Annotated in this window: 10 protein-coding genes; 8 read left to right on the forward strand and 2 right to left on the reverse strand. The window is 62.7% G+C overall.

The window, feature by feature from the left end; translation table 11 throughout:
• The first annotated feature begins 1 nt into the window (after position 1).
• From AC6JBC_RS02380 to AC6JBC_RS02395, 4 genes are all read left to right on the forward strand, one after another.
• Complete coding sequence (locus tag AC6JBC_RS02380; RefSeq protein WP_498025207.1) at positions 2-973, forward strand: YihY/virulence factor BrkB family protein; 972 nt, start codon at positions 2-4, stop codon at positions 971-973.
• On the forward strand, positions 970-1,779 hold the full coding sequence (gene fabI / locus AC6JBC_RS02385; RefSeq protein WP_464787545.1) for an enoyl-ACP reductase FabI: 810 nt from the start codon (positions 970-972) through the stop codon (positions 1,777-1,779). The genes AC6JBC_RS02380 and fabI overlap by 4 nt, the downstream gene beginning before the upstream one ends.
• Before the next feature lie 19 nt (positions 1,780-1,798).
• Positions 1,799-2,872: a chorismate synthase gene (gene aroC / locus AC6JBC_RS02390; protein WP_498025209.1), complete on the forward strand. Its 1,074-nt coding sequence runs from the start codon at positions 1,799-1,801 to the stop codon at positions 2,870-2,872.
• 498 nt (positions 2,873-3,370) lie between these two features.
• Positions 3,371-4,159: a PhzF family phenazine biosynthesis protein gene (locus tag AC6JBC_RS02395; RefSeq protein WP_498025210.1), complete on the forward strand. Its 789-nt coding sequence runs from the start codon at positions 3,371-3,373 to the stop codon at positions 4,157-4,159.
• A 146-nt stretch (positions 4,160-4,305) separates the two neighbouring features.
• Here the strand turns inward: AC6JBC_RS02395 and AC6JBC_RS02400 are convergent, their stop codons facing one another.
• Positions 4,306-5,040, reverse strand: coding sequence for a hypothetical protein (locus AC6JBC_RS02400; RefSeq protein WP_498025211.1), 735 nt, complete (start codon positions 5,038-5,040; stop codon positions 4,306-4,308).
• A gap of 509 nt (positions 5,041-5,549) precedes the next feature.
• Between AC6JBC_RS02400 and AC6JBC_RS02405 the strand changes: the two genes are divergently transcribed.
• The 3 genes from AC6JBC_RS02405 to AC6JBC_RS02415 all read left to right on the forward strand — a co-directional run bounded on the left by AC6JBC_RS02405 (position 5,550) and on the right by AC6JBC_RS02415 (position 11,054).
• Entirely contained in the window at positions 5,550-10,385 is a 4,836-nt protein-coding gene (locus tag AC6JBC_RS02405) for a beta strand repeat-containing protein (RefSeq protein ID WP_498025213.1), read from the forward strand.
• 105 nt (positions 10,386-10,490) lie between these two features.
• Positions 10,491-10,784, forward strand: coding sequence for a hypothetical protein (locus tag AC6JBC_RS02410; RefSeq protein WP_498025214.1), 294 nt, complete (start codon positions 10,491-10,493; stop codon positions 10,782-10,784).
• A gap of 6 nt (positions 10,785-10,790) precedes the next feature.
• Entirely contained in the window at positions 10,791-11,054 is a 264-nt protein-coding gene (locus AC6JBC_RS02415; protein WP_498025215.1) for a DUF5818 domain-containing protein, read from the forward strand.
• Positions 11,055-11,322: 268 nt separating this feature from the next.
• Here AC6JBC_RS02415 and AC6JBC_RS02420 read toward each other — a convergent pair whose 3' ends face one another.
• On the reverse strand, positions 11,323-12,450 hold the full coding sequence (locus tag AC6JBC_RS02420) for a serine hydrolase domain-containing protein (protein ID WP_498025216.1): 1,128 nt from the start codon (positions 12,448-12,450) through the stop codon (positions 11,323-11,325).
• 38 nt (positions 12,451-12,488) lie between these two features.
• Here AC6JBC_RS02420 and AC6JBC_RS02425 point away from each other — a divergent pair, with 38 nt between their 5' ends.
• Positions 12,489-12,809, forward strand: a complete 321-nt coding sequence (locus AC6JBC_RS02425) for a hypothetical protein (protein WP_498025218.1) — start codon at positions 12,489-12,491, stop codon at positions 12,807-12,809.
• The last annotated feature ends 112 nt before the right edge of the window (positions 12,810-12,921 follow it).

Here is a 12,921-nt window from a genome sequence, read left to right on the forward strand (position 1 = left end):
CATGCCGCAGCCTTCACCCTATTCACCCGAATCCCGCCGCAAACGGATCGCGGATGATGCTCGTGCGCATCTCAACCGCGGCATAGCCAAGGTCCGCCCCGGCAGCCACGCCTTCGAAATCATGAAGCGGGTGGCCGTCGGCACCTATAGCGATGGGTTCATCCATGCGGGAAACCTTGCCTATCTCTCGCTGATGACGCTCTTCCCCTTCTTCATCGTCGCGGCGGCGGTGGCCAGTATCTTCGGCCGGTCTCAGGATGGTCTGGCGGCCGTGGGCGCTTTCCTCGAAACCGTGCCGCCCGGTGTGGCCAGCGTGGTGAAGCAGCCCATCATCGATGTGCTGAACGCCCGCACCGGGCCGCTGCTCTGGCTGGGTGGCCTTGTCGGCCTATGGACGGTGGGCAGCCTCATCGAAACCATCCGCGACATTCTCCGCCGCGCCTATGGCACCAAAAGCACGCGGCCTTTCTGGCATTATCGCCTGACCGCCATCGGCATCACGCTGGTCAGCGTATTCGCCGTGATGTTCGCCTTTTCCCTTCAGGTCGTCATAACCGGCATCGACCAGTTCCTGCACCAGCTGCTGCCCTTCGCCGACCAGGCGATGCAGATCGTCACCCTGACGCGCGCCCTGCCGATGCTGATCCTGTGCGTCGCCCTTTATTATCTCTATCTGTCGCTGACACCCAGCGCCTACAAGGACAAACGCTTCCCCAAATGGCCCGGCGCGGTCGCCACGGCGCTGTGGTGGTATGGCGTCACCATGCTGCTGCCGCCCACCCTCTCGCTGCTTGGCGGCTATGATCGCACCTATGGCAGCCTGGCTGGTGTGATGATCACGCTCATTTTTTTCTTCCTCGTCGGGCTCGGCGTGGTAATTGGCGCGGAACTCAATGCGGCGCTTGCCGAATTTCCCGAAGAGGAAATCGAGCGCGGCATGGAAGATAGTAAAGGGAACGGGACGATAGAATGACGGGCTTGATGGCGGGAAAACGGGGTCTCATCATGGGCCTGGCGAATGACAAGTCGCTCGCATGGGGCATTTCCAAGGCACTGCGCGCACAAGGGGCGGAACTCGCCTTTTCCTATCAGGGTGAGGCATTGGCCAAGCGCGTGCGTCCGCTTGCCGAGGAACTGGGATCGGACTTCCTGCTCGATTGCGACGTGTCGGACATGGACAAGCTCGACGCGGCCTTCGACGAAGTGAAGGCGCGCTGGGGCAAGCTCGATTTCGTAGTCCACGCGATCGGCTTTTCCGACAAGAATGAGTTGCGCGGCAAATATGTCGATACCAGCCTCGAAAACTTCCTGATGACGATGAACATCTCGGCCTACAGCTTCGTCGCCGTCGCCAAACGCGCCCGCGCGTTGATGGCCGAGGGTGGCAGCATGCTGACGCTGTCCTACTATGGCGCCGAGAAGGTCATCCCCCATTACAACGTCATGGGCGTTGCGAAGGCGGCGCTGGAAACCAGCGTCAAATATCTGGCGATGGACCTTGGCCCCGAAAATATCCGCGTCAACGCAATCTCGGCAGGCCCGATCAAGACGCTCGCCGCCAGCGGCATCGGCGACTTCCGCTACATCATGAAGTGGAATGAACTGAACAGCCCGCTTCGCCGCAACGTGACGATCGAGGATGTGGGCGGCGCGGCCCTCTACCTCCTGTCCGATCTGGCCTCCGGCGTTACCGGCGAAGTCCACCATGTCGATGCGGGCTACAATGTCATCGGCATGAAGGCCGAAGACGCGCCGGATATCGCGCTCGACAAGGGCTGATCCGGGCTAGGGACAGGATATGAGCTTCAACACCTTCGGCCGCGTATTTCGCTTCACCACCTGGGGCGAAAGCCATGGTCCAGCCATCGGCGCGATCGTCGATGGCTGCCCTCCCGGCCTGCCGATCAGCGAAGCCGACATCCAGCCCTTCCTGGACAAGCGCAAACCCGGCACGTCGAAATTCACGACCCAGCGCCGGGAGCCGGATGAGGTGCGCATCCTCTCCGGCGTGTTCGAAGGCAAGACCACCGGCACCCCCATCAGCCTGATGATCGAGAATACCGATCAGCGGTCGAAAGATTATTCGGACGTCGCCAAGGCCTATCGGCCGGGTCATGCAGATTATGCCTATGATGCCAAATATGGCTTTCGCGACTATCGCGGCGGCGGCCGTTCGTCGGCGCGTGAAACCGCCAGCCGTGTGGCTGCGGGAGCGGTTGCCCGCCTCGTCCTGCCGGAGGTTGATATCTTCGCTTATGTCAGTGAGATAGGCGGCGACGCGATCGACTATGCGCGCTTCGATGCCGCGGAAATCGACAATAACCCCTTCTTCTGCCCTGACCCTGAAGCCGCCAAGCGGTGGGAGCAACTGGTCGACGGCGCGCGCAAGGACGGCTCGTCCCTTGGCGCCGTGGTCGAATGCGTAGCGTCCGGCGTGCCCGCAGGCTGGGGCGCGCCGCTCTATGCCAAGCTCGACAGCGAACTCGCCGCCGCGATGATGAGCATCAACGCGGTCAAGGGCGTGGAAATCGGCGACGGTTTCGCCGCCGCTCGCCTGCGTGGCGAAGACAATGCCGATCCCATGCGGCCGGGCGAAGAGGGGCCAGCCTTTCTTGCCAATCATGCGGGCGGCATCGCCGGGGGTATCTCGACGGGCCAGCCGGTGAAGCTACGCGTCGCTTTCAAGCCGACCAGCTCGATCCTCATCCCCGTGGAAACAATTACGCGCGATGGCGAAGCTTCCGACATCATCACAAAGGGTCGTCATGACCCCTGTGTCGGGATTCGCGGCGTTCCGGTCGTCGAAGCGATGATGGCGCTGGTGCTGGCGGACCAGAAACTCCTGCATCGCGCGCAATGCGGCGGCGCATAACCGGCTGACACGAGCCGATTATCCGTTGAAAATGACGTTTGCGCGAGACGACTCAGTAAATCTGCGTTAACATCGTCAGCATCAATCGCCCGCGGGAGGGCGAGCGGCAGTGCGTAAGCCTGGGGAGCGTCATTCCTCACCGGCCTTCGGGCCAAAATTGGATTGACGGTCAAAGCGTCCCCTCAAGCCGCGAACACGGGCCAGCCATTCCATATGGCTGGCCCATTTCGTATCCGCCCCCGACATGCCAGCGCAAGCTGGCATCTCAGGCCCCTGCATCGAACGCCAGATCACTCTCCCCCTCGCGCACATCCAGAGCGTGCTGTGTTTAATCGGACGCAGGTCGCGCGCTCGTTTTTGTTATCGCATCGTTTTAAGCGCAAAACCGGTTCCCACTTTTGCGCACGAATGCTCCAGACCAATGTCTCCATGCTGGCCCTATCGCCCTGCGTCACCGCGCGTCATCATCGGCCTCACAAGCCAGCGGAAACCCAATTCATGACCAGCCTTCCCTTCACCCAGGTTGACGCATTCGCCGACGCGCCCTTCACCGGAAATCCGGCTGCCGTGATGCCGCTCGGCCGCTGGCTGGACGATGCGACCCTCCAGGCGATCGCGGCTGAAAACAACCTGTCGGAAACGGCCTTCACCGTTCCGACGCCCGATGATCCCGACGCCGATTATGCGCTGCGCTGGTTCACGCCCACGGTTGAGGTGAAGCTTTGCGGCCATGCCACGCTGGCCAGCGGCCATGTGCTGATGGGCGGCCGCACCGCGCTGCGCTTCCGCACCCGTGACGCGGGCGTGCTGACGGTTATGCGTGACCGGGATGGCTATGCCCTTTCGCTCCCCGCATGGCACATGGAACCGCGCGCGCTGCCCGATCTTGCGGCCGGGCTCGGCCGGGAGCCGCTTGAGGCCCATTGGCGCGACGGCGGATACAGCCTGTTCCTCTTCCCTGATGCTGCCGCCGTCCGCGCACTCCAGCCTGACTTTGCCGCATTGCGAGCGCTCGGTGACATCATGCTGATTGCCACCGCGCCCGGTGAGGACAGCGACATCGTCAGCCGCGTCTTCGTGCCCGGCGGCGGCGTGGACGAAGACCCGGTAACTGGCTCGGCCCATTGCCTGCTCACACCCTTCTGGGCGTCCCGGCTCGATAAGGTAAAGCTCAGCGCCGTCCAGGCATCTGCTCGTGGAGGCCGCCTTGGCTGCCGTCTGGAGAGCGATCGGGTCATCCTGACCGGCGCCTGCCGCACGGTGATAGAGGGCCAGTTCCTGCTCTAGGCGAGCGATATCCAGCTTTGCAGCGGCAGGGCCGCGCCAGAGCATCGTGCGCAAAAGCGGGAACCGATTTTGCGCTTAAAACGATGCGATAACAAAAAACTAGAGCGCGCGACCTGCGTCCGATTAAACGCAGCGCGCTATAGACCTCAAGCCTCGTCGCCGAGCATCCCGATGATCGGGAAGATATGCCGGACCTTGCTGCGGTGAATGGAGGCGGTCACCCGGTCCTTATACTGGGTCAGGCCGATCAGGTTGCGATCCCGCGCGCTCAATCTGCCTATCGTCCAAAGCGACCGTTCCTCTTCGTCGCGCAGTTGCACGATTACGTCGGTATCGATGGACGCAGGCTTGATCCTGTCCAATATCACCCGCTCGCCCGCCCGGAACCTCGGCTCCATCGCTTCGCTGGGGATGTAGATCGCGAAATAGCGGGCGGCGTCGGCACGGCCGAATGGCGCGGGGATAAAGGCGGCCGGCTGGGTGAAGTCGCCCTCCCACATCTCCAGGTCGTTGGCCAGCGATATGCTGTCCTCGTCTGGGAACAGTAGCGACGCGGCATAAACCGGGATGGTCCTTTCACTCGGCATCGCAAAGGGCAGGGGTCGATCTTTCACCAGATGAGTGGGCGCCGGTGAAGGGGTGGCAGTGATCCCTCTTGCCTCGCACATCGCGAATGGCTCGGGGAATGCTTCCTTGAGCTTGGATATGCTGCGCGCCGAAAGGGAATAGCCGACCGAAGGTGTCGGATAAATGCGCGTCAGCGTCGATGGGGCCAGCCCCGATCGGCGCGCCACTTCCGTCGCCGAAAGGCCGGTTTCCTCAATCAGGCAGCTGATCAGCCCTCGCGCTTTCTGCTGATCCCACTCATAATCAAAAGGCATGTTCTTCTGCGCCTGTTCTTGGCACACCCGTGCAACCACCTGGAGAAACGACGATCGCAAATCTTGCGTCGCATTTTGTTCGTTGTTGTTTCTAGAAGCGTTCACACCGCTGCCGCAAACCTGCCAAGTGCGTATTGAACAATCATACAATTTGCGCACTCGAAAATCCAGAGTTTTCATGAAACCGCCGGGAAATCGGCTGCAAATCTATCAAGCATTTCGTAAATTTGCGCACATGTGTGCGTCGCCGCAAAAAGCGATTGCGAACGAATGCGATTGCGCATAGGAGATTTGCGCAAGTTGCGCACACGCACGTGAAGTGCGTCTGGCAATGTGCAGGGGGTGAAGGGGATTTCACCGCGCATATCAGATGCGGTAGGTCGGGTGGTGTCGTCCCGGCCCGGATGTCCCCTTGTGCCGTCTGGCTTTGCGGCTTTGCACGATGACTAGGGGAATAAAGAATGAGAAATAACTCGAAACTGCATCGGATGCTGCTCTTGTCAGCCTCGATGCCGGCGATGGCGCTCCTCGCCAACGCCAGTGGAGCCTCAGCCGCTCCCGCAACTGTGAACGTGCCCACCGGCGCGGGTACAAGCGCCGCGGTGAACGCCAGCATCGATGCCGCGATCACCACTCCTGCAAATCCTGACCTCACGGTAACGATCGCCTCGGGTGCGGACATCAGCGGCGGCAGCGTCGGCTATGATTTCGTCGCGGGCGGCTATGCGGCTGGCGAGGGCGATGGCGCTGTTTCACTGACCAACGATGGCCGGGTCACCGGCATCGCCTTTGGCGGCGTCGGCAGCACTGCCGCCGCGAACAGCTTCACGGCCACCAACAATGGCGAAGTCACGGGCGGCATCAGCGCAACGGACTTCGGCGGCGCGGCTTCGATCACCAATAATGGTTCGGTGGGCGGCAGCGTGTTCGGCTCGGCCTATGGCGACGTCGCACTCGTCAACGGTCCCGCGGGCGAAGTCGGCGGCAGCCTGATCGGCTCAGCCCTTGATACCGCGAACGTCTCCGTCACCAACGCCGGTTCCGTCGATGGCGACCTTGTCGGCACGGCAACGACCGGCTCCGTCACCCTGGCCAATAGCGGCTCGGTCGACGGCAACGCCTTGGCCTCGACCACCGATGGCGCCATCTCGATCACCAATGCCGCCGCTGGACGCATCAGCGGCGACGTCGATGCCGATTCGGACACCGGCGCGATCACCATCGCAAACAATGGCCAGGTCCTCGGCCAGACCACCGCATCGAGCGGCAGCACGGTCTCGACCAGCACCGGTCCCACGGTCACCGTATCGGGAACGACCACGACCACGCAGTCGAGCAGCTCGAGCGAAACCGTCGGCGGCGATGTGACCGGCACTTATGCGGGCATCAACGGCTCGCTGAACTTCGGCACCGGCAATGACGGCAGCGTCAGCCAGTTCTCCGCCGCCAACAGCACGGCCACTGTCAGCGGCAGCGTCTACGGTAATGTGTCGTCCACCGCGCAGGGCTTCTCGCAGGCCGATGCAAGCACGGACGTTGCAACCGACTCTCGCGATGGCGCGGGCACCGGCACGGTCGTCGCCACCAGCGTCGATACGATCGATGTCGCTACCACCGGCGGCACGAGCACCGTTAACGTCAGCGGAACGGTTGCCCCCGGCGATTCCGGGCTCAATGGCGACGTGAATTCCTTCGGCAACACGGGCAGCGCGGTCAACGTCAACGGCGGTCAGATTTCGGGCAACGTCAATTCGACGAGCCAGGGTTTCGCCATCAATGTGACGACGAACTCGGAAAGCACCGACACCTATGACGCTGGCGTCCTGCAGGGAACCGTCTCGTCCAACAACCAGCAGTTCACCCAGAGCCAGACCGGCGGCGCGGCTTCCGTCGCACTTCAGGGCGCTGCGAATGTAGGTGGCAACGTCAACGTCGCAGGCACCGCTTCCGCATCGGCCGACATCGGCGCGGATGCAACAGTGGGCGGCAACGTGTCTGTCAGCACCGTGCAGACCGGGCCTTTCGCCTTCACACCCGCTGACGTGACATTCACCAGCTCCGCAACGCGCACGGTAGACGCCGCTGGAGATGGCACGGCTGTCGTGACCTCGTCCTCGACTCAAGCCGTTCCGGCTGTTGCTGGCAACGCCACGCTCAACAATGCCGGACGCATCGATGGTGACGGCAGCGTCACCTCGGCTTTCGGCAACGCGAGCGCCAACATCACCGGCTCGGTCGGCGGATCGGTCTTCGCCTCGTCGGGCACTGACCTGTCCAACAGCGAGAGCGTTGATAATTACAGCGTCACTGGCGGCATCGACACGCTGACGACCAGCACCGACAGCAGCAGCTTCACCCGCGCAGGCGGCCAGGCTTCGGTCGTCGTGGATGCCCCCTCGCAGCAGGGCGTTCCCAGCGTGGCGGGCAATGTCTTCGCTTCAGGCGTCGGCGGTGCATCGATCACCATCGGCGAAGGCAGCGTCATCGGTGATGCCAACAACGGCACCGGCGGCAACCTGTTCGCCAGCAGCTCGGGCTTCGACAGCAGCGAAGAAACCGTCACCACCTATGCGGCTGATGGCTTCACTCCCGTCAGCGTCGTGACGACGTTCACCGGTCAGCCGGTCGGCGCCGCGGCTTCGGTCACGAACAACGGCACTGTCCTTGGCGATGTCGATGTCGAAGGCCTTACCTCTGCCTCGCTCGTCAACAACGGCTCGCTCGGCACGCCGGGCGCGGGCAATCTGTTCAGCGTTTCCGCGCTGGACGGTGGCGGTACCGCGACAATCACCGACACCAACCCGACCGACGCTGGCACCCGCACGATCGCGGCAAACGTCACGGCGGCGCCGGTTGGCGGCAATGCCAGCTTCACCAACAACGGCATCGCCTTTGGCGACGTCGAGCTGGAAGGCGTCACCGGTGCTGTCACGAACAACGGCGTCCTGACGGGCAACACGACGCTCGGCGGATCGGTGTTCAGCGGCACGGCCACTGTCGATGCGACGGTCAACACGACCGCCGTCACCGTCACGGCTGCTCCTGCGGCGCAGACCTACACGGTCGATCAGAACGGCATCTCGCGCGGTTTCACCGTGACGGGTGCGGTATCGACGCAGGGCGAAGTCGCCTCCGAACTGGCTTCGCTGGTTTCCGGATCGGGCGTCCCGCTGAACGCATCGCAGGTTGATCCTGCCGCGTTTAACCTGACCGTCGGTGGCGAATCTGCCGTCAAGACAGCCGACATCAAGGCGGCGATCAACCTCAACAACGGGTCGATCACGCTCGGTGACATCGATGCACAGCGCGACGACAGCGGTGACTATCTGACCGACACGACCGTCAACCTGAACGGCGGCGGTTTCCTGGGCGCCAGCGAACTCAAGATCGCAGGATCGACCGCAACGTCGAACTTCACGCCGGTCGCGACCCTGCCGGAAGAGGCTGAAGGGCTATTCAGCCCGACGGCCGTCCGTGTGCTGGGCGTCAACACCGTCAACAAGACGGGCGCTGGCACCTTCGTGGTGACGGGCGCCGAATATGTCCCGGCGGACGGCTCCACGCCCGCAGCCTGGACGATGGATGTTGGCAACCTCAACGTACAGGCTGGCGAGCTCCAGCTGGGCACGGCTTCGGACGATGCGGTCTTCGGGATCAAGGGCAACATCAACAATGATGCGACCCTCGTCCTTGGCCGTCGCGCACCAACCTTCATCCGGACGGTCGGCAACAGCATCGTCACGCCGGGTCCCGAAGCCATCAAGGGCATCGAAGTCTATCAGCAGGGCAACTACACCCAGACTGCCAACGGCACGACGGTTGTGGGCGTCAACCCCTCGCTGGTCCGCTTCGGCAGCCTGAACGTCAACGACGGCGGTTCTGCTCCGGAAATCCTGGGTCCGATCACCGGCGGCGTCAGCATTCCCTACTTCACCACCCCGACCAATGCCGGTGTCTTCTCGACCCCGTCATCTGTGACGGTGGACGGGAACCTGAACCTGGCGGGCAAGGTCGCAGTGACCGTGTCGAAGGACAGCCTCTATTCCACGGGCGACGGCTACACGCTGTTCACCTACACCGGAACGGGCGACGTCACGGCAACTGCAACCCCTTCGCTGAGCTCGCAGTTCGTCACCTTCGGCCTGAAGCATGACACGACCGCCAAGACCGTGTCGATCCAGGCAACCCGCAACAGCTATGCAGTTGGCGCGACCAACCGCAATGCGGCTGCGGCTGCCGTTGGCCTCGACAGCGCTCTGGCTGACGTCATCGCCCGGGTGAAGACGGACGCTGCTGGTGGCAACGGTTTTGCTTCGGTTACGGAGATCGCCAACGCTCAGGACATCGCGAACATCGCGGCTGGCCTCGACTGGCGCCTGAACAGCGCACAGGCGGCGCAGGTCTTCAACGAGCTTTCCTCGGCGGAGATCTACGGTTCGCTTGCTGCGGTGGATCAGAACGCGGTGTTCAACACCACGGTCAACCGTCTGGCGGCACGTCGCGGTTATGGAGAAGCTCTGGGCACCCAGCTCTGGTTCAACCCCTCGGCTAACTTCGCCAAGACGGGCGGCACCCGCTCGGGCGCGTCGAAGATCAAGACCAACAGCTATGGCGGCGCCTTCGGTATCGACGTTGCTTATCAGGAAGACGGCGCCTTCGGCATCGGCTTCGGCTATGGTCAGCATGACGTGACCGCTCAGGGTTCGCCGGAAGAAGCGCAGGTCCGCACCTACACCATCGGTGCCTATGCGACGCAGGGCTTCGGTCCCTTCTACGGCAGCTTCCAGTTCGCCTACGGCTTCTCGAAGTTTGAAGTCGAACGCGACCTGACCCTGCTTGCCCGCACCATTGAAGGCGACTTCAAGGGTTCGCAGTGGGATGCCAGCCTGGAATTGGGCTATGACTTCGCGGCCGGTAACGGTCTCGTCGTGACGCCCTTCGGCAAGCTGGCGCTTCGGCGCTGGTCGATGAACGGCTTCACCGAAAAGGGTGGCGCAGGCATCGATCTCAACGTCGATGACGCGTCGAAGACGGTCTTCTCGCCGGTCATCGGTGTGAAGGCAGGCGCTCTGCTGGGTGATGTCGATGGCGTGGCTTACCGTCCCTATGCCAAGGTGCAGTACAGCTTCCAGGGCAACATCGGCAGCGATCGCACCGTCCAATATGTGGGCGGCGGCAATGCCTTCAACCTGAAGGGCGTCGACCCCGATGGTCATGGCCTGATCGAACTTGGCATCGACACTTCGGTGAACAAGCGCGTCAACCTGTTCCTGTCCGGCGGCTACGGCTTCGGTGGGCACAACAGCCTGGCTCAGGTCCGCGGCGGCATCAGCTTCGGTTTCTGATCCAACCTTCCTCATGCACTGGGCGCGTCGATTTCGGCGCGCCCTTTTTTTTGCTCCAGTCACCGTGCTGGCAGAACATGACATTCCAGGATTGGAACGACGGGCATGAATATGAAATGGGAACAATATGTCGCTGACATGCTGATCGAGCGGCTAAGGCAACATCATGTCGAGCTTCTGACGGGCGAACAGGAAACGATATGCTTTTTCGTCGATCCAACGTCCCCGTCAACTCGTCGCTGGACGGTCAGTGAATATGACAAGGGCGTGGTCGATGGCGCCATTCGCGAACTGCAACACCTCATCCACTCGTCCCCGCTGCTCAAACGTGCCATATTCGATCGCCTGTCGGCGTCAGGCGGCGCCGAAGGGGCGCACCGCCGACGGGTTCGAGGGTAAGCCGCGATGCCCAAAGGTACATGGCATGTGGAAACCGGAATATTGCTCGCCCGCCAATGGGGTTACGCGTTGGAAACCGACGGCGGCGGCATGTGGCAACTCGACGTGCCCGGATCGGCGCGGCGCTATCTCGGCATGCGCGTGACGGTCGAGGGCAGGCGGTCAGGCTTCGACATGCTCGACGTGCATCGCATTTGGCCGGTCGATCGGCCCACAAAAGGCCCGTTGCGCCGCTGGCCAACGCTCTTTCGACGCCTTGGCCTTAGCTAACGCTTCGACCTCCGACGCGCGCGATCAAGAGAATTGGTCACCATGAGGGCAGGGCATGGAGTCCTCGATCTAAACTACTCACCCCGTCCGGGCTGTCCGAAAGAGTCACTTGCCTCATTCGGATGTCGAAGCCCTTTTTTTTATGAAGCCGCTGGCTTCGCCGACCTTCGGCTGGACAGGCTCGGGGCGAACGGTGGAGCGAGGCAGTGCAAGGCATGAAGCTCCCGCAAGGTGACCGGGACATACTAACATCCGGTCGACCGCAGCTTCAGGCAGGAAACAACCGCATCAACCGCGCCAACCCCCGCTTAACCGCCATTCGCTGCCCCTTTTCCGGCGACGCCCCGATCCGAACGATCGTCAGCGCCTGACCCGGCGACACCAATATATATTGCCCACCATGTCCTACACAGCCGAACAGGCTGCGCGGCGCATCCCCCGGCATCAGCACGCTTTCCTCGCTTTCGCGGTTCAGCCAAAGATGCGCGCCATAGGCCGCATTGCGCCCTGAAGGTGCGCGCATGAAATCGACCCATTTTTCCGGCACGATCTGATGTCCGTTCGGCCCGCGCCCATGGTTGCGCAGCAGTTCCCCAAAGCGCGCGTAATCGCGCGCCGTCATATGCAGGAAACTTCCGCCGATCATCGTGCCAGCGGCGTCATACTCGACCGTCAGGCTCTTGATCCCCGCCGGAATCTTCAGCCGTCCATCGATGAATGTCTGCATCGCCTGCCGCCGTACATCGGGATCGGGATTGCTGGTCAGCATCCGCGCCATCAGGTCGCCCAGGATCAACGTATTGCCGGTCGAATAGGAAAAGCGCGAACCCGGCACATGCGCGAGCGGTTTAGCCTCGGCAAAGGCGCTCATATCCTGCGCGCCGTCGGTGAACAGCATCCGCACCGTGTCCGCTTCGGCCAGCGGCTCGTCATCCTCGACATGGTCCAGCCCTGACGTCATGGCGAGCAATTGCCGTAGCGTAATCTTTCCGCGCGGATCGCCCGGCTGACCCCATGCCGCGACCGGCACCGGCGAATCCAGCGCCAACCGCCCGTCAGCGACCATCAATCCGACCAGCACCGCCGTCACGCTCTTGCCCATCGACCAGCCAAGCAGCTTGGTTTCCGGCCCGAAGCCGGGCGCATAGCGTTCCGCGACGATCTCGCCGCGATGCATGACGATCAGCGCCCGTGTCTCACCGACATCTTCGTCGCCGTCGAACAGCGGATCGATCGCGGCGCGCAAATCCCCTTCATTCACGTCGGCATCCGCCGACACGCGATAATCTGTCGCCGGATCGGCGGCGCGCACGGCGAGGCCCCCTGCCAGCGCCAGCAGCGACAAAATGGCAGCGCCTGCGCCAACAGCCTTTACGCTTTTCCGATCGAGCTTCATAAGCCGCGCCCTTAGCACGGCTCATCGGAAAGGGGAGCATGTCCGCACGCCCGAAATGGATTTATGCGCTCGCCGCCATCGTCGCGCTGCTCGTCCTGCTGCTGGCATGGAATTGGAGCGCCCTGCGCGCCCGCGCCGCCGTGGGCGCCGGTTTCGGCGCGCGCGTCACCTGTTCCTGCCGGTATGTGGAAGGGCGGGCAATGGACAGCTGTAAGGGCGACAAAGAACCCGGCATGACCTTCGTCACCCTCTCCGACGATCCCGAATCGCGCAGCGTCGAAGCCAGCGTTCCGCTCCTGGCTTCCAGGTCCGCCCGTTATCGCAAGAGCTGGGGCTGCCTCCTCGACCCAATCGACTAATCCGCCCCCGCGTACAGCGCCTCAAAAAGCTCTGCGCCTCTGCGCGCATAAATTTCGCGCTCTTTCTTCTCCGCGTCTCCGCGCCTCCGCGTGAACCCAAAATATTGCCTCC

It is taken from the genome of Sphingobium sp. RC1 (assembly GCF_059738765.1).